This is a genomic window from Lentzea sp. (assembly GCF_035525475.1).
Lineage (GTDB): Bacteria > Actinomycetota > Actinomycetes > Mycobacteriales > Pseudonocardiaceae > Lentzea.
Window position 1 is genome coordinate 1 of sequence record NZ_DATLEC010000169.1, and the last position, 22,181, is coordinate 22,181.

At 70.8% G+C, this 22,181-nt stretch carries 1 protein-coding gene and 1 pseudogene; one reads left to right on the plus strand and one right to left on the minus strand.

Annotated elements, in window-relative coordinates:
• Positions 1–1,158: pseudogene (locus VM306_RS27405) on the minus strand (hypothetical protein); the annotation flags it as partial.
• On the opposite strand from VM306_RS27405, the gene VM306_RS27410 reads away from it, so the two are divergent.
• Complete coding sequence (locus tag VM306_RS27410) at positions 1,052–22,171, plus strand: hypothetical protein (protein ID WP_325520168.1); 21,120 nt, start codon at positions 1,052–1,054, stop codon at positions 22,169–22,171. The pseudogene VM306_RS27405 and the gene VM306_RS27410 overlap by 107 nt on opposite strands.
• The last annotated feature ends 10 nt before the right edge of the window (positions 22,172–22,181 follow it).

Here is a 22,181-nt window from a genome sequence, read left to right on the forward strand (position 1 = left end):
GACCAACGCGCCCTCGACCAACACGCCTTCGACGAACGTCCCGTCGAGCAACACGCCTTCGACGAACACCCCGTCGACGAACGTTCCGTCGACGAACACCCCGTCGGCGAACACCCCGTCGACGAATGCCCCCTCCACGACCGCGCCGTCGAGCAACGCGCCATCGACGAACACCCCGTCGACCAACGCACCCTCGACCAACACGCCGCCGGCGAACACTCCGCCCAGGCAGGACACGGCACCGCAGTCCCAGACGCCCAAGGCCGACACGCCTCCGGCGCAGCCGCGCCCGGCTCCGGCCGCTCCGCCGGTCACCGCACCGAACCCCGCACCTGCGGCGACCGTGCCGCCGGCCAACGCGCCGTCGCCGTCGCCGAACGTCAACACGCCTCCGGCGAACACCCCGCCGCCCGCGAACACGCCTTCGCCCAGGCCCGAGACGACGCCGTCCCCGCAGCAGCCCAAGGCCGACACGCCGCCTCCGGCACAGTCGCGCCCGGCTCCGGCCGCTCCCCCGGTGAACACCCCGAGCACCAACACCCCCTCGGTGAACACGCCACCGGCCAACACGCCGAGCCCGAACACGCCGCCGGTCAGCACCCCCAGCACCAACACGCCGCCGGCCAACGCGCCATCCGTCAACACGCCTCCGGCGAACACCCCACCGGCCAACACCCCACCGGCCAACACCCCGCCGGTGAACACGCCGAGCACCAACGCACCGTCGGTGAACACGCCTCCGGCGAACACGCCGTCGGCCAACACGCCGCCGCCGAACACCGCGACGCCGCCCGCCACCGTGCCGTCACCGCGGCCCGAGACCAACACCCCACCGGCGAACACTCCACAGGCGAACACCCCTCCGGCCAACACGCCGAACGCGGCCCCGGCTCCCGCCCCGAACACCACCGTTCCGCCGGCGAACACGCCGCCGCCCGCCCCCGCGACGACCGCGCCGCCCGCCGGCACGCCGTCGCCGAAGCCGGACGTCACCACCCCGCCTGCCCAGACGCGCCCGGCTCCGCCGGTCAACGCGCCGGTCAACGCGCCGGTGAACGGGCCCAACGCCGACGTCCCGCCCGTCAGCACCCGGCCGGCGCCCCAGCCGCCCACCGGCGCGGCGCCGAACCCGAACACCGCGGCCAACCCCAGCGCCACGCCCGACCTCGTCGTGGCACCGGTCGTCGCGCCGGCGCCGAACCAGGCGTCGCCGAACAACCAGGGTCAGCGCGGCAACCCGAACAACAACCAGAACAGCGACTCCGACAGCGACACCGACTCGGTGTACGAGGACGCGCTCGAACCGACCGCCCAGCAGCGGGTCGACGGCTACAAGGCCGAGAACCCCGCGAAGGACGACTCGAGCTACCAGCCGGATGGCAAGGGCAACCTCGTCCACGCGCCGAACAAGCCGTCGGAGTTCGTCGGCATCCGGGTCGACGAGAACACCACGGTCGGCCTGACGCCGTACATGACCAAGCAGTGGCTCGCGGACAACGGGATCACCGTCCCGCCGAGGAGCACCGTCGAAGCGGCGGTCCACCCGCTGCTCTACGACGCCAACCTGGGCGGCGGCAACCGCAAGCCCGAGGTGTACGGCATCGACAACGCCGCGGATTTCCACAGCGAGATGATGGGGATCGCGGCCGAGCAGAACATCCAAGAGCAGCAGACCGTGCTGGACGCGGTGAACGACCTCGCCACCGACATCACGAACAAGTACCCGCCGGAGCAGTACAACTACGTCGGTCTGGGGCGCAGCCCCGCGGCTGTGGTCGCGGCGTTGCAGAACCAGGGTCACGGGGCGGTGTCCATCCCGCTGTCGAACTTCCGGCCGCTGCCCTCCGACCCCGGCTCGATCCTCGCCCCGGCGTACAACGGGCCCGACGGCAAGCCCAAGACCGAGCCGCTGACCGACCAGCAGCAGACCATGCTCGACCAGCACTTCGACGAGTTCCTGGGCGACCTGCCGCCCGGCAAGGACGTGCTGCTGATCGACTACACGCAGGGCGGTCTGTCACTGGTGTCCGCGCAGCACCAGCTGCAGCAGCACCTGAACAACAACGCCGCCCCTGACGGTCCGGCTCCTCACGTGCAGGCGTTCGCGATCCACGAGGCGACCAACCGCAACGACATCCACAACACGATCAACGCCGCCGCCCAGCCGGGGTCGCGCTTCCAGGGCCTGTACGAGAGCTACCTGGACTCCAGCGGCCGCGCGGACGCACGCCAGGACTTCAAGAACAGCATCGAGACGCACGAGGTCCCCTTCCGGCACCCACTGGGCGACGCGTTCCGCAAGGAAGCCTTCGACGACCTCGCCGAGCACGGGTCGTACAAGATCCTCGACCAGAACCCGGACACGTTCCAGCAGGACCGTCCTCACAAGACCCCCAACACCGAACCCGGCACCACGCCGGCCTACGAGGTGCTGAAGGACGCCGTCGGTGACGGCAGGCCCAAGCCGACGCCCGACACCGCCGACAACGGCGCCGGGAACGACAAGGGCAACGACGGCCCCGACTCGGGCAACGGCAAGGACAACACCCGTTCCGCACCCCCGGCGCCCGGCAGCCCCGACACCAAGCCGAACGCCGACACCAAGCCGAACACCGACACGAAGCCGGACACGGAAGGCAAGCCGAACACCGACACCAACAAGGCCGCGGACACCAGCGCGCCCGCGCAGAACCCTGCGCAGAACAACGTCGGCGACACCAGCCCGGCGCCGACCAGGGACGCCCCGGCGACTCCGCCCGCGTCGGCCCCGCCTGCACCGCCCGCGCCCCCGGCACCGCCTGCTCCGGCCTCGAACCTGAACCCCGACGGCACCCGGAAGGACGTGCCGAGGGTCGGTGCGCCGCCGGCCATGACGCCGCCGACCGCGGAGTCGCACCAGGGCAAGGACGTCCTCACCGACCAGTCGTGGCGCCACGACCCGGCCAAGACCGCGGACTGGTCGAACCCGAGCAACCCGGCCGACCGCAGCACCTGGGCCGACCGACGCAACGACACGGACGTCCGCACCGTCGACGTGACGGTCCACGACGTGCGCACGGACAGCTCGCCGTCGGACATCAAGTCCTACCAGGGCCTGATCAACTACGACCTGCGCCGGATCGAGACCAGCCCAGGCAACTTCGTGCAGGAGTACACCGTCAAGGTGCACGTCGACCCTGCCGCGGACGTCAAGCCGGAAACCGTCGCGCAGATCAAGCAGAACGCCACCGACGGCGTCAACAACCTGCTGAACCAGGGCTTCCGCCTGCCCAGCGGTGACCAGTTCCACCTCAACCTCGAGTTCACCGACACCAAGGCCGACGCCCACACCAGCATCAAGGTCGACCCGAACAACCCCAACGTCGACCAGACCCACTGGAACGGCGACGCCAGCCCCGAGGTCCTCGCGCACGAGACGCTGCACTACCTGGGCGTCCCGGACGAGTACAAGGACTCGAGCCGCGTCTTCCAGCAGCACGACACGAACTCGGGCGTGCACCAGAACGACGGCGGCATGATGGGCGCCGACGTCCACCTCCCCGACCCCGGCGTGCGGCCGCGCCACCTGTGGCTGATCGAGAACACCGCCAACAGCCAGGTCATGGTGCCCGACACCACGATCGAGCCCGCCGGTCCCGCCACCGTGCCGCCGCCCGCGGACTGGACTCCCAAGCCCGCCGCGGACAGCACCCCCGCACCGTCCACACAGGACACGGACAGCGGTCCCAAGGGCAGCGGTCCCAGGGACCTCGGTCCCGACGTGCAGACGAGGCCGACGGACACGCCGAACCTGCCCGGCAGCTTCCCGGGCGCCGACACCGACGTGGACGTCCGTCCCAACCAGACGCACCTGCCGAACCTGGACAAGGTCGGTCTGGTCGAGTCGGTGCTGCGCAGCGCGGCGTTCCAGAACGTCGCGGTCCCCAACTCGTCACCGCTGGTCGGCATCAACGACGTGCAGTCCACTGTGGACGCCGTCGCCAACGACGTCCGGCAGAACCCGCAGAACCACGACCACCCCGGGCTGACCCCCGACGGCCTGTCGAACTGGGCCGCGAGCAAGGTCGACCCCGACACGCTGGCGAAGTTCCATCCCGACCTGGAGCCGAACCAGCCCGGCCTCACCGCCGACGCCAAGGTCGACCAGTGGCGGGCGAACCTCGCGAACGACCTCGCGAACGGGTCGTCGAAGCGCTGGGACGTCGTCAACGCCGGCCTGAACACCGACGGCATGAAGCCCGGCGACGTCGACGTGGTCAACCACGTCACGCAGGAGGTGAAGACGAACGGCGCGCTGCCGACGTCGGCCGACCTCGTCACCCACGCCCTGCAGACGCCGTCCTGGGCCGACTCCCACGTCGGCTCGCACCTGCCGGACACGATCGCGCAGTCGTTGGGCGTGCAGCTCGTCGTCGACACCGACGGCGTGCAGACCGCCCACGGCCCGGCAGGCGCTCCGCAGCTGCAGATCAACTCGCAGAACGGCGTGTTCGGTGCGATCGGTGCCCCGACGCCGCAGGAGGTCCGCGCCGGCATGGAGGCCTGGCTCGGGGGCAAGTCCTCCGCGGAGGTCAACCAGACCATCGGTGACCTGTACAAGGGCCGCCAGGACCTGGACCTCTACCTCGCGGCGCAGAAGACGCAGCTGATCAAGCGCGCGGCCGCGCACCCCGGCGGTCCGCAGGTGTTCATGAAGGACCTGCTGGACCAGCAGGCGAAGATCCAGAACCGGATCGACGACGCGAAGTCCAGGTCGTCCTGGAAGCCCGAGGCGCTCCAGACGAAGCAGGAGCGCCAGAACCAGGCCCAGATCCAGCAGGACATCGCGCGGGACACCGATCTCCTGAACAACGTCAACAGCCAGATCGAGACCATGCGGGACGCGGGTCCCAGGGTGGGCCTCACCCACGCCGTCGACACCTACGTCGCCGGCCCGAACGCGGACAAGCTCGCGAACGTCGGCCCGCGCGCGCTCGACCAGCTCGACGCCCACCTGACCCAGGAGATCGCGGCGGCGGAGAACGCCGGGTTCGACACCACGGAGCTGAAGGCTCTTCAGGACCGGGTGCGCAACGAGCCGGACGCGCGCGCGGCGATGGCGCAGATCACGCGGCACGGTGTGGAAGGCCTGACCGGGCAGGTGGACAGGGCCAACGGGCTGTTGCAGGACTTCCGCGAGACCAAGGAGGACTACACCGGCTTCAACGGCTTCATGAACCGCTGGTTCGGCGACGGCACGAGCTACGACGCCGCCGAGGTCGACGGGAAGATCGCCGAAGCCGAGGCGGTGCTGAAGCAGTCGGAACACCAGCTGTCGTTCACGACCAACCCCGAGTACAGCAACCGCGCCCAGAAGGCGCAGGAGATGCACGGGGTCATGGAGCGGCTGGACCGGCTCCAGCAGACCAACAGGGAGAACGCCGAGAGGACCGCCCAGCGCGAGGCGGAGAGGCAGGCCCAGGCGCAGGAGGTCCGGGAGGCCCAGGAACGCGCCGAGGCGCAGGCGAGGCAGGCCCAGGAACGCGCCCAGGCGCAGGCGAGGCAGGAGCACGCGGCGTTCAAGGCCTCGCTGTTCGGCAAGTCCTCCGCCGAGCTGGGCGACCTGGCCGCGCAGTACCGCGACAACCCGGACCGCTCGATCGAGATCGACCAGATGTCCCGCAACCTGGAGGCCGCCCAGAAGCCGGGCGGTGTCGAGCAGCACCTGCGGGACGTCCAGAACGACATCAAGAACACGCGCAACCAGATCAACGACCTGAAGAACATCACCGACTCGCTGCCGGACGCGTGGAAGACCGAGTTGATGCGCACCGACCAGGCCCAGCGCCAGGCGGAGCAGCAGAACCTCCAGCTGCGCGAGACCGAGCTCAACAGCGAGCTCGACAGGCTGCAGTACGACCGCAACGACGCACTCACCACGTACGCGTTGAACCTGCCGGCCGACCCGAACGCGCCCGGATGGCAGTCGGTGACGCCCCAGGACGTCGTGGACCTCGAAAGCCACGTCGAGGGCCTCATCAACGACGCGCGGGCCACCGGCCAGCCGACCCCGGAACTGGACCGGCTGGCCGACACGCTCAGGGACATCCGGATCGGCGACCAGGGCCCCGTCCAGGCGAACGACCCGGCGGTCGGCCAGAACGACGCGCCGTCGGTCCACACGGACGACGCGGCGTCGGTGCAGTCGGACGACGACGTCCAGGACCGCGCCCCGGCGAACGAGAACCAGCAGGGTCAGCTCGAACCTGCGCCCGCACCCGCTCCCCGGGACCGGCCGTTCATGCAGGATCCTGCGGCGCGGCCGCCGGTCGCGGACGTGGACCTCGTCGTCCCCGGCGGCTTCGACCCCGTGCAGACGGGCTCGCCGGCACGCTCGTTCGAGGCGTCGCTGTACGGCCTCGACACCCCGGCGTTGCAGGAGATGCAGCGGAACCAGCAGTACGCGAACAACCCCGAACGCGCGGCCGCGATCCAGAACGCGATCGACATCTCGCGCAGTGCGGGCTCGCCGGGGAACTACGACCTGCGGACGCAGTTCGCGCAGGCGAGGCTCGACGAGGCCAGGGCGAACCACAACCGGTGGAACGCCGCGGACCTGATCCCGGACGCGCTCAAGCCCCAGACGGTGCTGGACGAACAGGCGGATCGCCGGGCGCAGGCCGAGCGCGACATCCAGTGGCACCAGAACCGGGTCGACCAGCTCACGAACAACCGCGACGCGGCGATCACCACCTACGCGCTGCAGCAGCCGGCCGACCCGGACTCCTACGGCTGGCGCCAGTTCAGCGACGCCGACATCGCGGCCGTGCAGAACCACGTCGACCAGCAGATCCAGGACGCACGGGACGGTGGGCACAACACCGCCCACCTGGAGGCCTTCCGGGACTTCACCCAGGAGGTCCTCGACGCGCGGCAGAACGGGGACGCGCGCGTGGACACGCGTCCCGCCCCGGCTGCGGCCGACGCGGACGTGCAGACGCGCTCGGCACCCGACGCGGACACGCGCCCGGCTCCCCAGCCGGCCAACCAGTCCGACAGCGACTCGGACAGCGACACCGACTCCGTGTACGAGGACGCCTCCGACAAGACGGCCACGGAGCGCGTCGACGACCTGCGGCCGGCCAACGCGTCGCAGGACTCCAGCTGGCAGATGATCGACGGGAAGTACGAGCACCGGCCGAACAAGCCGTCGGACTTCGTCCGCATCCGGATCGACGACGGCAGCACGGTCGGCCTGACGCCGTACATGGCCCGGCAGTGGCTGGCGAACAACGGTCTCGCCCTGCCGCCGAAGAGCGGTGTCGAAGAGTCGATCACGAAGATCCTCTACGACGGCGAGCTGGGCGGCGGCAACCGCAAGCCCGAGGTGTACGACATCAACGGCGCCGCGGAGTTCCGCAGCGAACTGGAGGGCGTGGCACGCGACGCGCACATCCAGGGCCAGGCGGACGTGGTCACCGCGGTGAACGAGCTGGCCACCCACATCACGGCCAAGTACCCGCCGGAGGAGTTCTCCTACGTCGGCCTGGGCCGCAGCCCCGCGGCCGTGGTCGCCGCGCTGCAGAACCAGGGTCACGGCGCGGTGTCCATCCCGCTGTCGAACTTCCGGCCACTGCCCTCCGACCCCGGCTCGATCCTCGCCCCGGCCTACAACGGACCCGACGGCAAGCCCAAGACCGAACCGCTGACCGACCAGCAGCAGGACACGCTCGACCAGCACTTCGACGAGTTCCTGGGCGACCTGCCCCCGGACAAGAAGGTGTTGCTGATCGACTACACGCAGGGCGGTCTGTCGCTGGTGTCGGCGCAGACCCAGCTGCAGCAGTACCTGGCCGACAAGCGGGGGCCGCAGGCCGAGGTGCACGCGTTCGCGATGCACCAGGAGATCGACGGTCCCACCCTCGGCAAGACGATCAACGCCGCCACGGAGCCGGGAGCCCTCCAGCGCTACTACGAGCAGCTCCTGGACACCGATCGCGCGGACGCCCGCCAGCAGTGGAAGGACCGCTTCCAGACGTTCCAGATGGGCGGCAAGGGTCCGCTGGGCGACAAGGGCGCGGTGCTCGGCGACGCGTTCCGCCTGGAGGCCTTCGACGGCCTCGCCGAGTACGGCTCGTACAAGATCCTCGACGAGAACGTGCCGCGCCCCAGCAAGAACCTCGACACCCCGCCCGGCACCACGACGGGCTACCAGGTGCTGGGCGAGGCCATCGGGGAGCTCGACCCCACCACGCGCCCGGCGCCGCCCAGGCCTGACGTGGACACGCGTCCCGCACCGCCCCAGCCCGAGGCGGACACGCGGCCGGCGCCGCCGAAGGCCGACACGGACACGCAGGTCCGGTCGGAGTCCGGAGTGGACACGCAGGTCCGGTCGGAGCCCAGCACCGACACGCAGACCCGGTCCGAGCCGAACGCGGACGCCCAGACCCGGTCCGAGCCCGGTGCGGAGTCGCAGACGCGGTCCGAGCCCGACGCCGACACGCGTCCGGCACCGGAACCGCAGACCCGTCCCGCACCGCCGAGGCCGACGCCGAACCCGGTCGTCCCGATGACCACGATGGCGCCGCAGCCGGTCGGCCAGGTGCCGGACACGAACCTGCCGAGCTTCTTCCAGGAGAACAAGGCGCTGGGTTCGATCGTGCCGACGGACGTGCGTGGCGCGGACGCGGTCGTGGCCGAGATCCAGGGCCTCAAGCCCGATGACGCCACCCGTATCAAGAGCGCGATCGAGAGCGACTTCGAGACGTTCCTCGACGGTGGCCGCAACTTCCAGGTGAAGATCGGCAACGCCTGGTTCGAGGCGAACATCCGCGCGGAGATGCACGCGGACGCCACCACGAACGTCACCGACGCGGCCGACATGAAGGTCGACAAGAACTACCAGGCCGCCGTCGCGTCCACGACGACGAACAGCATCGCGACGTCCAACGACGTCGGTGCCTCGGCGACGGCCGGTGTCGCGATGGGTCCGTACGGCTCGCTGGGCGGCAAGGCCGCGCTGGCGACGCCCGCGGTGTCGCAGTCGACCACGAACAGCACCACCGAGCAGCGTGCGATCAAGTCGTCGGACGACGGCTCGAAGAAGGTCACGGTGCCGGTCTCGTACGAGATCACGCTGACCGACGCGTCCGGCAACCCGAAGCAGTTCTCGACCCTGAGCACCGGTCCTGACGTCACGCTGCAGATCCCGAAGGATCTCAGCGCGATCGTCGGCTCGGGCAAGTCGTCGGCGGCGGTCACACCCACCGACGCGGTGTGGGGCACGAAGGTCGAGAACGCGGTTCCGGAAGCCGTGGTGGTCAAGGACTCGGGGAAGCTGTTCTCGGACGTCGCGGAGAACCTGCACCCGTCGATCACGAAGGTCGGTTCGCCGGGCCGTGAGGCGTTGCAGAACTTCTTGAGCCCGACGTCGATCCGCAACAACCTGCCCTCGATGCTCGGCGGGTTCGTCACGTCGCCGGACCTGATCAGCCCGCACGCGAGCAAGGGCGCGGCGGTGCAGATGACCGCGACGCTCAAGGGCGCGAAGCTGGTCGGCACGCTCGACGCGAAGGGCGCGGCGCTGGACCTGAAGGACACCTCTGCCTGGGGCAGCAGTGTGTCCGCGTCCACCAAGACCGGGTTCGACGTCACCGCCGGAGTCGGCGGCAACATCGGCGTGCCCGGCACGGTCGGCGGCACGGTCGGCGCCACCGCGAACTACTCCGCGCGCACCGCGGAAGGCGTGAGCGCGGGGTCGAGCAGCAACCACAAGGCCGGTATCGGCGTCAAGGGCGAGACCGGTCTCTACGAGGTCACCGCCGAGGTCGAGGTCCGGGGTCCCGCGGGCAAGCCCGTGAAGATGGAGATCACGACCCACATGCGCATGGGCCTGGGCGAGGCCGGTGCCGTGGGGCTGCCGACTCCGGACGGCACCCGCAACACCACGACCGACCCGGCGACGGCGGGCACCAGGTACCTTCCGCCCTACGTCGCCGACACCCTGGCCTCCACCAACGCCAAGGTGGGCGAGTTCGTGCCCGCGACCAAGGTGCAGGGTCAGGTCGAGTCGAAGCTGAAGGAACTGCCGGGCTTCGACAAGTTCCTGCCCAAGTGGAACAACCCGGACGCGAACCCGCGCTCCAGCAAGGGCCAGGGCTTCGGTGACGTGGCCGAGCAGCTCGCGAACCAGCGCAAGCTGACCGCGAGCCTGTCCCCCGCCTCGTTGAAGGCGAACATGGACAGCCTGCTCGGTCCGGGTGTCTCGGTGCAGCTGAAGAACTCCGGCAAGACGACGAACACCTACGTCAACGTCACGGTCAAGGCGAAGGTCACCAACCCGAAGCACCTCGGCCAGGCCGACGGGCGCCCGGTGAGCGACTCGACGACGACCGGCCCGAAGCTCGACAGCAACACCAGCACCACCAAGGGCTGGACCGGTGGCCTGTCGGGCCGCGCGAACATCCCGGTCAAGACCGGTGTCGCCTCGCTGACCCCGATGCCGCAGGCCGGCGTGTCCTACAGCCACTCGTGGACGGACAAGACCGCGGCCGGACCGGCCGTGAGCAGCACGTCGTCGAACCCCGGTAGCCCGGACGCCCAGGTGTTCCAGGGCGACGTGGAGTTCGAGGTCGAGATCACCACGTTCACGCGGCCCCGCACGTGGGTCCGCACCATCGTGCCCGGCGCACCCGGCCGGCAGGCGCCGGAGGTGAGGACCGTCGCCAAGACCGGCGCCGGCCTCGACAAGATCGACGGCAAGGTCAACCTGTGGGTGCCGGACTCCTCGACGCTCAAGAACGACCCCGGCGACGGCCTGAAGCCGGGTGACCCGAAGTCCACGCCGATCGCCGACTCGCCGACCGTCAAGGACCTGCTGAACCCGAGCCAGGCCCGGCCCAAGTCGCCGGAGTTCCTCAGCGTGGAGGCCGTCGCGAACACGGCGGAGCTGCGGGACCAGGCGATCGACGCGCTCAACCGCGCGGCCGGCGGCGACTCGGCGCTCACCACGCCGGGCACCGCGTCGCGCGCCCAGATCGACAAGATGTTCGCCCCGGAGAACATCAAGGCGAACCTGCAGCGGCTCATCGAGACCGGTGTGCAGGAGCAGGGCCTCAAGTACGACCGCCGCGTCACCGACCGCTCCGGTGCGATCGGCATGTCGGTGAAGCTGGGCGAGGCGAAGCTGGTGTCCATCTCGGACACCACCGGCGCCGACAACTCGGTCAGTGGTGGCTACAAGGCCGGTGAGTCGTCCACGACCGCCCGGTCGGTCGACCTCACCGCCGGCATCAACGTCCCGGTGCGCCCGAACGTCACCCCGCCGCCCGCCGGCACGCCGTCGAACCCGAGCGGGTCCGGCGGTGCCGCGGTCACCGGCAAGGTGACGCCGTGGTCGGACAACAAGACCAAGTCGACCGAGATCGGCGGCAACGTCGACCGCGGCCGCACCACCCCCGGTGACGCGCGGACCGTGCTGGTCCAGGTCGACGCCGAGTTCACGATCGTCGGCGAGAGCCGCGCGGGGAACTTCGTGCACGGCGGCACGCCGAACGCCGAGGGCGTCACGGTCAGCATGCCGAAGTCGGTGTTCGTGCGCGTGTCCGAGGACGTCGCGCGCGAGATGGGCGTGCTGCCCAAGGTCGAGTCGAGCGTGCAGAAGCCGGACTTCCCGAAGATGGCTCCGCCGTCGACGTTGGCACCCGACGAGCCCGGCGCGCTCGGTCTGTCCAACGTGGAGAAGGTCCCGGACCTCTCGGCGGCGGTCAACGACCTCACGAGCCAGTTGTCCGCGAACACCAAGAAGTTCGGCAGCGACTCGCTGATCCCGGACTCGGTGCTCAAGGACTCGATGAGCAACCTGCAGCGCATCGTCGACCTCAACTCGCCGTCGAGCGTGAAGGCGATGATCGACAGCGCGCTGGACGGCGGCGTGCCGCTGCTGGTGCACCAGCCCGGCACGTTCGGCAAGGACTCGTACCAGGTCACGTTGCGGGCCAAGGCGGGCGAGCCGAAGTTCGACCAGGTCGTCAACGACGGCGTCGACATGAGCCACAACAACGGCGGCTCCCGCAAGGACAGCGACGGCCAGGGCCGCGGCACCGGCTGGGGCGCAGGCCTGCGGGCACCGGGCCTGGCCTCGCCGGGCAGCGCGAACCCGAAGGTCTCGGGCACCGCGGGTGTGAGTGCGGGCGTCAACATCGGTTCCAGCACGAGCAGTTCGGTGACGACCTCGACCACCGAGGCGTTCAGCAACAGCCGCACGGCTAGTGGCCCGGCGGCGCAGTACACGGTGCCGATCGAGTTCGAGCTCGTCGTCGAGAAGGGCGACAAGGAAGTCGCCAAGGCCCAGAGCGGCGAGCAGGAGATGGTCGTCCGCACGCACGCGGACAACCAGAAGGTCTCCCAGCCGACTTCCGGCCGTGGCAACCCGCAGCCGTACATGTCGGCGGCGAGCAAGCGCGGCAGCGAGCACGGCACGCCGGAGGCGACGGCCGAGTTCCAGCAGGACACCCGTGCCACGCAGCTGCCGCCGACCGCGTCGGTCGAGAACCTGCGCGGTGCCAGGGACCTGCGCGACGCCGCCGTGAAGGCGATGTCGGAGGCGGGTGCGGGCAAGGGCCTGACCGGCAAGGGCACGGGCTCGCTCAACAGCCTGTTCTCCACGTTGAGCCCGGAGAACCTCCAGCCGCACCTGCCGTCGATGCTGTCCGGTCCGCTCGACGTGCCCGGCCTCAAGGAAGCGGCGCTGACGTTCGGCCAGGACGCCGACGTCAAGGTCTACGCGAAGCTGGTGAACCCGCAGCTCGGGTCGCTCAGCGACAGCGTCAAGATCGAGACCCCGCTGACCACGAAGACCACCGACACCTCCAGCGAGGCCAAGGTCTCCGACACCGCCGACGTGTCGGTGGGGCTCGCCCAGGGCAGCGCGGCGGTCAAGCAGGGGGCCCCGACCGACACCGTCAACTTCGGCACCGGTGGTGTCGAGCTGCGGCACGCGGGCGAGGACTCCTCCGCGGTCTCCGGCGGCCCCGCACAGGCCCAGGGCGGCGCCGTCAAGCCCAAGGACGCACCCCGCACCGGTCTCGTGCAGTTCGACGTCGAGTACCGGGTGGTCGCCACCATCGGAGGCAAGACCGGCGTCGTCGACCTGACGGTGCCCGGCTCGGCCGGCGTGCGCATGCCCGCCTCCGAGGTCGAGACGATGCTGAACCAGCAGTTCGACGACTCGTTGAAGGACGCCCAGACCGAGGTCAAGAAGACGGCGGACGACTGGCGCGAGGCCGAGAAGAAGGTCGAGGAGGCCCGGCACGAGGCCCAGGACGCCATCAACGAGGCCGCCGCCGTGCTGGCCAGGACCGACGGTCCGATCGGCGACGCCGCGACGAAGCTGAACACGGCCATCGACGCCCACTTGGACGCCGAGGCCAAGCTCCCGCCGCTGCAGACGGCGTTCGACACCGCCGTGGCGGACGTGGCGCGGACCCGTGCCACGATCCAGGACCTGACGCCGCAGATCGCGTCGCTCAGCCAGGACGCGCTCGCGACCAAGGACGCTCTCGACGACGCCCAGATGAACGGCGCCCCGAAGGCGGAGCTGGACCGGCTCGGCCAGGAGGCCGACGCGGCGCACACCGCGCTGACCGACGCCCAGCAGCAGCTCACCGACGCCCACACGGACCTCGACGCGCAGCGCAAGGCCGCCGTCGACGCCCGTGCGGAGCTCCAGGCCCAGCAGCAGGTCGTCGCCCAGGCCGACGCCGCCCGCACCGCCGCCGAGGACGCGCACCAGAAGCTCGCGGAAGAGCGGGCCACGGCCGAGAAGTCGATCAAGGACGCGGAAACCAAGCTCGACGACGCCCGGCGCGACGCGGACAAGAAGCAGCAGGAGTGGTGGGACGCCAAGGCGAAGGTGGACCGCGAGGTCGACGCCTACAACTCGTCCCCGCCGCCCGTGCCGCCCACGCCGGCGCCGCCGACCTCGCCGCCGCCTCCGCCCCCTGGCGACACGACGACGAACAGCGCCGCGAACGTCGGCCAGGCGCCGCTGCCGCCTGCCTCCGGCACCACTCCGGACACCGACGGGAAGCCGCTGCCTCCTCTGCCGTCCACGGCGGAGAGCAGCCGCGGCGGTGCCGAGACGAGCTCGTCCCGTCCCGCGCCCTCGACCACCGACGCGCCGAAGCAGGTCCGCGGCGGTGGCGCGCCGCCGAGGATGACGCCTCCGACGCCGGAGTCGCACCAGGGCAAGGACGTCATCACCGACGAGTCGTGGCGTCACGATCCCGCGAAGACCGCGGACTGGTTCGCTCCGGACAAGCCGGCCGACCGCAACACGTGGGTCGACCGCCGCAACGACACCGACGTGCGCACCGTCGACGTGACGGTCCACGACGTGCGCACGGACAGCTCGCCGTCGGACATCAGGTCCTACCAGGGCCTGATCAACTACGACCTGCGCCGCATCGAGACCAGCCCGGGCAACTTCGTGCAGGAGTACACCGTCAAGGTGCACGTCGACCCTGCCGCGGACGTCGACCCCGAGGTCGTCGACAAGGTCAGGAAGAACGCCACCGACGGCGTGAACTCGTTGCTGAACCAGGGTTTCCGGCTCCCGAGCGGTGACCAGTTCCACCTCAACCTCGAGTTCACCGACACCAAGGCCGACGCCCACACCAGCATCAAGGTCGACCCGAACAACCCCAACGTCGACCAGACCCACTGGAACGGCGACGCCAGCCCCGAGGTACTCGCGCACGAGACGCTGCACTACCTCGGCGTCCCCGACGAGTACAGCGACAGCTCGCGCGTGTTCCAGCAGCACGACACCAACTCCGGTGTGCACAAGGGCGACGGCGGCATGATGGGCGCCGACGTCCACCTCCCCGACCCCGGCGTGCGGCCGCGCCACCTGTGGCTCGTCGAGCGCACCGCGAACAGCCAGGTGATGGTGCCCGACACCAGGCTGGAACCCGCCGGCCCGGCGACGGTTCCGCCGCCGGCCGGGTGGACCCCGCCGGCCGACACCACGCCGAACGCGACGCCGGACACCACCCCGGACACGACGGTCGACACCGCGCCGGACACCACCCCGGCCGCCGAACCGGCGGTCCAGCCGCACGAGCCGGCGAGCCCGGCGTGGTCCGAGCCCGAGGTCCAGACCCGCCCGGTCGGGCCGACGCCGAACCCGGTCATCCCGATGACCACCCTGGCGAACCCCCAGGTCGGCCAGGTCATGCCGGGCACGCAGGCGCTGCCGGACTTCTTCCGGGACAACAAGGCGCTCGGCAGCATCGCCCCCACCGACGTGCGGGGCGCCGAGAACGTCACGGCGGGCATCCCGAACCTCAAGCCCGGTGACGCCGCCCGCATCGAGCAGGCCATCAAGGGCGACTTCGAGTCGTTCCTGGACAAGGGCCGCAACTTCCAGGTCAAGATCGGCAACACCTGGTACGAGGCGAACGTCCGCGCCACCATGCACGCGCAGACGGACACGGCCCCCGTGGCCGCGCCGACCACCAAGACCGACATGACGGCGCAGTCGGGGAACTCGTCCTCGACGACGCACACCGTCGCCACGGCCAACGACGTCGGCCTCGCGGCCACGGCCAGCGCCGGGTACGGCCCGTACGGCTCGCTCGCCGGCAAGGGGCAGCTCGCCACGCCCGCGCAGTCGCAGAACATGGCGTCGTCGGTGACCGACCAGCGCGCGATCCGGGCGGGCGAGGGCTCGACCGTGGCCACCGTCGGGGTGACCTACGACATCACGCTCGCCGACCCCAGCGGCGGGATCCGGAACCTGCCCGAGGTCAGCACGGGCACGTCCGTCACGCTGCACATCCCCAACGACCTGGCGACGATCACCAGCTCCGGCAACGCCATCACCGTCGACTCGGCGCCGATCCAGAACTGGGGCGCGAAGGTCGAGCACCCCGCCCCCGAGGCGGTGACGGTCGACAACCAGCAGAAGGCGTTCGACGACGTCGCGCGGAACCTGCACCCGTCGATCGTCAAGATCGGCTCACCGGGCCGCGAGGCGCTGCAGAACTTCCTGAGCCCGACCGAGATCCGCAACAACCTCGGCTCGATGCTCGCCGGCGGGTACATCACGTCTCCGGACCTCATCAGCCCGCACGCCAGCAAGGGCGCAGCGGTGCAGATGAAGGCGACGCTGCAGACCGCGGAGCTGGTCGGCACGCACGACAGCTCGGTGCTGCGCCTGCACGACACCGCGGCGCACAGCAGTGGTGTGTCGTCGACGACCAAGTCCGGTGGGGACTTCACCGGCGGGCTCGGCTTCAACGCCGGGCTGCCGGACGTCGTCGGCGGCCAGGTCGGTGCCACGCTCGGCTACTCGGCGCGCGTCGCCGAGAACGTCAACGCGGGCATCAACACGAGCCACAAGAGCGGCATCCAGTTGAAGGGCGACACCGGTCTGTACAAGGTGCGGACCGAGGTCGAGGTCCGCACGCCGAGCGGTGCCCCCGTCACGATCCCCGTCACCACGTACATGCGCCTCGGTCTGCCCGAGGCGGCGGCGCTGGGCCTGCCGACCCCGGACGGCACCAGGGACTCCACGGTCGACGAGACCAACAAGGGCACGAAGTTCCCGCCGCCCTACCTGGGCGACACGCTCGCCGCGGGCAACGCCAAGGTCGGCGAGTTCGAGGTGGCGGCGCAGGTGCAGGGCCAGGTCGAGGACGCGTTGCGCGGCCTGCCCGGCTTCGAGAAGTTCCTGCCGAACTGGGCCGACCCGGCCTCTGACCCGCGTTCGAGCAAGGGCAAGGGCTTCGCGGACGTCGCCGAGCAGCTCGCGAACCAGCGCAAGCTGACCTCGCAGCTCTCGCCGACGGCGTTGCGCGCCAACATGGACAGCCTGATGGGACCGGGCGTCCAGGTGCAGCTCAAGAACAGCGGCACGACCAGCAACACCTACGTCAACGTCACCGTCAAGGCGAAGGTGACGAACACCGAGCACCTCGGTCAGGCCGACGCGCGCAACATCCGCGACGCGTCGTCGACCGGCCCGAAGCTCGACAGCTCCACGACCACCATCAAGGGCTGGAGCGGTGGCGTCGAGGGCAAGGTGGCGATCCCCTCCAAGACCGACATCGCCAAGCTGACCCCGACGCCGCAGGCCGGCGTGAAGTACAACCACTCGTGGTCGGACAAGACCGCGGCCGGCCCGACGGTCAACAGCACCTCGCTCAACGTCGGCAGCCCGAACGCCCAGGTGTTCCGCGGCGACGTCGAGTTCGAGGTCGAGATCACCACGTTCACCCGGCCCCGCGCCTGGGTGCGCCGGGTCACGCCGGGCGCGCCCGGCCACCAGGTGCCCGAGCAGCACACGGTCGCGAAGACCGGTGAAGGCGGTCTCAAGCCCATCAAGGGCGGCGTCAACCTGTGGGTGTCCGACGGCTCCACTCTGGACAACGACCCCGGCAAGGGCTTCGAGCCCGGCACGCCGGAGCCGAAGGCGTTGAAGGACGCCCCGACCGTCCACCAGCTGCTGAGCACTCCCGCCAAGGAGAAGTCGCCGGAGTTCCTGCACGTGGAGGCCGTCGCGAACACGACGGCGCTGCGCGACCAGGCCATCGACGCGCTCAACCGCGCGGCGGGCGGCGACTCCGCGCTGACCGTGCCGGGCACCGCGTCACGGGCGCAGATCGACAAGATGTTCTCCCCGGAGAACATCAAGGCGAACCTGCGGACGCTGACCGAGACCGGCATCGGGGAGCAGGGCCTCAAGTACGACCGGCGGGTCACCGACCGCACCGGCGCGATCGGCGTGAAGTTCGGGCTGAGCAACCCGAAGCTCGTGTCGATCTCGGACGACACCGGCACCGAGAACGCGAGCACCGGCGGGTACAAGGCGGGCGAGTCGTCGTCGACCAGCCGGTCGGTCGACCTCACCGCCGGCATGAACCTGCCGATCAAGCCGAACGCCGCTCCCCCGCCCGCCGGTGAGCCCACGCCCACCAGCGGCGCCGGTGGTGTCGCGGTGGCCGGCAAGTACACGCCGTGGTCGGACTCGAAGTCGTCGGCGAACGAGATCAGCGGCAGCCACGACCGCAACCGCGTGACGCCCGCGGGTGCCCGCACCGTGCTGGTGCAGCTCGACGCGGACGTCACCGTGGTCGGCGAGAGCCGGTCCGGCAACTTCGTCTACGGCGGCACCCCGCACGCCGAGGGCGCGACCGTGTCGATGCCGAAGTCGGTGTTCGTGCGCGTGACCGAGGACGTCGCGCGGGACATGGGTCTGCTGCCCGACGTCAAGCCGAACGTGCCGAAGCCGGAGATGCCGACGATGGCACCACCCGCGTCGGTGGCCGACGGCGAGCCCGGCGCGCTCGGTCTGTCCACTGTGGAGAGTGTGCCGGACCTGTCCGGCGTGGTCTCCCAGCTGACCCAGGACGTCAACGCCAAGACCGGGAAGCGCTTCGGCGGCTCGCTGCTGCCCGACTCGGTCCTCCGGGACTCGATGAGCAACATGCAGCGCCTGGTCGACTTCAGCTCGCCCGCGAGCGTCAAGGCGATGATCGACAGCGCCCTGGACGGCGGCGTGCCGCTGCTGGTGCACCAGCCCGGCACGTTCGGCAAGGACTCGTACCAGGTGACGCTGCGCGCCAAGGCGCAGACGCCGCAGTTCCAGGACGTCGTGAACGACGGCGTCGAGATGGAGTCGACGATCGCCGGGTCGACCAAGGTCTCCGACGGCCAGGGCCGCGGCACCGCCTGGGGTCTCGGCCTCAAGGCGCCGGGTCTGGCCTCACCGGGCAGCGCGAACCCGAACGTGTCCGGCACCGCGGGTGTGATCGCGGCGGCGAACATCGGCGGGGCGACGAGCAGTTCGGTCACCACCTCGACTACCGACCAGTTCGGCCACCTCCGCGGCGCGGGCGGACCGGCGGCGCGCTACGCCGTGCCGATCGAGTTCGAGCTCGTCGTCGAGAAGGGGAACACGGAGGTCGCGAAGGCCTCCAGCGGTCAGCAGGAGATGGTCGTCCGGCTGCACGCGGACAACCAGAAGGTCTCCGGCGGCGCGACCCCGCAGCCGTACATGTCGGCGGCGAGCAAGCTCCCCGGCCGGTTCGGCACGCCGGAGGCGACGGCCGCGTTCCAGCAGGACGCCCGTGCCTCGCAGCTCCCGCCGGCCGCGTCGGTCGAGAGCTTCCGCGGCGCCCAGGACCTGCGCGACGCGGCCGTGAAGGCGCTGACCGACGCCGGGGCGGGCAAGGGCCTCACCGGCAAGGGCACCGGGGCGCTCAACAGCCTGCTGGCCACGCTCAGCCCGGAGAACCTCCAGCCGCACCTGCCGTCCATGCTGTCCGGCCCGCTCGAGGTGCCGGGCCTGAAGGAGGCGGCGCTGACGTTCGGGCAGGACGCCGACGTCAAGGTCTACGCGAAGCTCGTCGACCCGTCGCTCGGCTCGCTCAGCGACGGCGTGGCGCTGGAGAACCCGAAGTCGCAGGTCACGGCGACCAGCGGCGAGGCGAAGGTCTCCGAGACCGGTGACGTGTCGGTGGGGCTCGCGACCGGTAGCGCGGCGATCAAGCAGGGCACCGACCCGAAGGACACCGTCAACGTCCTGCCGAGCGGTGTCGAGCTCCGGCACGCGGGCGAGGACTCGTCCGCGGTGTCCGGTGGACCGACCGACAACAAGACGAACAACGTCAAGCCGAAGGCGCGGACCGGCCTGGTCCAGTTCGGCGTCGAGTACCGCGTGGTCGCGACGATCGGCGGCAAGACCTCCGTCGTCGACCTGTCCGTGCCGAACTCGGCCGCGGTCCGCATGCCGGCCGCGGACGCGCAGAAGGTGCTGGGCAAGGACTTCGACCCGGGCCTGGACACCGCCCAGACCGACGTGAAGAAGGCGGCGGACGACTGGCGCACCGCCGAGGTCGCCGTCGACACCCGGCGGCACGAGGCCCAGCAGGTGATCAACGAGGCCGCCGCGAAGCTCGCCAAGAACGACTCGGACCTCACGCCGGCCCAGCTCGGTTACAACGCGGCCATCGAGAAGCACCTCGCCGAGGAGGCGAAGCTCCCGGACCTGGAGACCCGCGCCGAGACCGCCGCGCGCGAGGCCGCCAGGACGCAGAGCACCGTGGACGTGCTGGCCTCCCGGATCGACGGCCTCACCGCCGTGGCGGTGGACGCCCAGCTCGGGCTGGAGGAGACCAGGGCCAACGGCGGCACCGACGTCGCCGTGCGGGAGGCCGAGGCGGAAGCCGACGCCGCGAAGAACGCGCTGCGGCGGACGCAGGAGCAGCTGCGCGACGCCGAGGCGCAGCTCGTCGTCCAGCGCGAGGTGGCGGACGCACGGCAGTCCGAACTGACCGCTCAGCAGCGGGTCGTCGAGGAGGCCGCCGCGGCCAGGACCGCGGCGGAGGCCGAGCACGACCAGGCCGTCGCCAAGGCCGACTCCGACCGGGCGACCCAGGAAGCGCGGATCAAGGACGCGGAGACCAAGCTCGACGACGCCCGCCGCGCCGCCGACGTCAAGCAGAAGGAGTGGTGGGACAAGAAGTCCGTCGTCGACGCGAAGATCGCCGACTACAACAACGCGGCCGCGACGACCACCACGTCGTCGTCGAGCGGTGGCACGGACGGCGGACCCGACACGTCGAGCAGGGACGCCGACCGCGGCGAAGGCCCGTCGCACCGACCCGCACCGGCGGCACCGGAGGTGCGGACCCGTCCGGCGCCGTCGCCCCCTTCTGCCACCGACGGTGAGGCGTCCGGCAGCAGGGCGACCGGTACCGACGCGCCGAACTGGGTGCCGGACGCGGTGATCCAGAGCCACCTCCAGGAGCTGGCGGCGGACGCGATGCGGAACGCCTCGCCGCTGGCCAGGCAGGTGGAGACCCAGCTGCGGGACAACCCCGGCTACTTCCTCGACCACCAGGCGGGCCTCGAGCTGCTGCAGGTGTCGGTCCTGCTCGACACCAGGACCGACGACGTCGCGGCGCTGATCCAGCAGCACGGTGTCGAGGCGGTCGCGACGGCGCTCAACGCCGAGTTCTCCCGGCCTGTCATCGAGGGCGAGCAGATCAGGGCGTTCGGGAACCTCGGCACCCCGGAGAGCCGGGCCGCGTTCGACGCCTGGGCGCACGGCATGTGGCAGACGATCGACAACACGCCCGCCTACACGAACGACCCGGCCAAGCTCGCGAGCGAGGTCTTCAACCACGAGAAGGGCTACAACCGGGGCACGAACTTCGCCCAGGAAGAGGCGCTCGTGGACGCGGTGGGCGCCCCGCCGCTGACCGACACGATCACCGCGAACCTCCCGGTGTACGGCGACGACCCGTACAGCCGGGCGCTGTGGACCCACAAGGTCCTCTCCGACGCGCGGATCGTCCCGCACGACGGCCAGGTCACCCCGGCGAAGTTCGCGGAAGCCGTGAACGACAACAGGGCGGCGCTGGAGGGCGCGCTGGGCATCGGCCTCGACGACGCGATGATCGCCGAGTTCACGACCCAGTTGCAGGACGACGGCATGGTCAGCGAGGACACGGCCCCGGCCTCCGCACCGCCGGCCGCCCCCGCGCCGCTGTGGGTGTCCGGGCCGACCACCGGAGACCCGCGGCAGACCAACGGCCAGACGACGGCCGCCTGGAACCCGCCGCAGGCGGAGACCCAGACCGGCGCTCCGCAGAACAGCCCGACGGCGCCGGTGCCCGACCACCTCGACACCACGCAGAGGCAGCTGCGGTTCCTGCACGAGGAGGTGCTGGGCCGCCAGCCCGCCCCGCCGGTCACCCCGAACGGCATCTACTCCGCCATCGGCCAGGCCAGGGGCCTCGACCCAGCGGCACTGCGCCAGCAGGTGGTGACCCTCGCGGCGACCCACCGGGCGGTGACGAAGGCCGTCGCCGACTGGACCACCAGCAGGCCGATGCACGAGAGCCACCTGAACGGCGCGCTGGTGGAGAACCTCAACTGGCACATGCAGTCCAACACGAGCGAGAACGCGGGCGCCGGCAGCGCGCGGGACCTGGTGGCGCACCTGATCGCGACGCAGCTGAGCGTCAACGTCCGGATCCACCAGCCCTCCGGCCAGCCGGTGCTCCTGCGGCCGATGGGCCCGCCGTTCGAGGAGACCGTCGACGTCGACATGGTGATCGACGGCCGCCAGGTGACCTACCGGCCTCACCAGCCACTTCAGCAGGACGTGCGGATGGATTAGCGTGACCTGC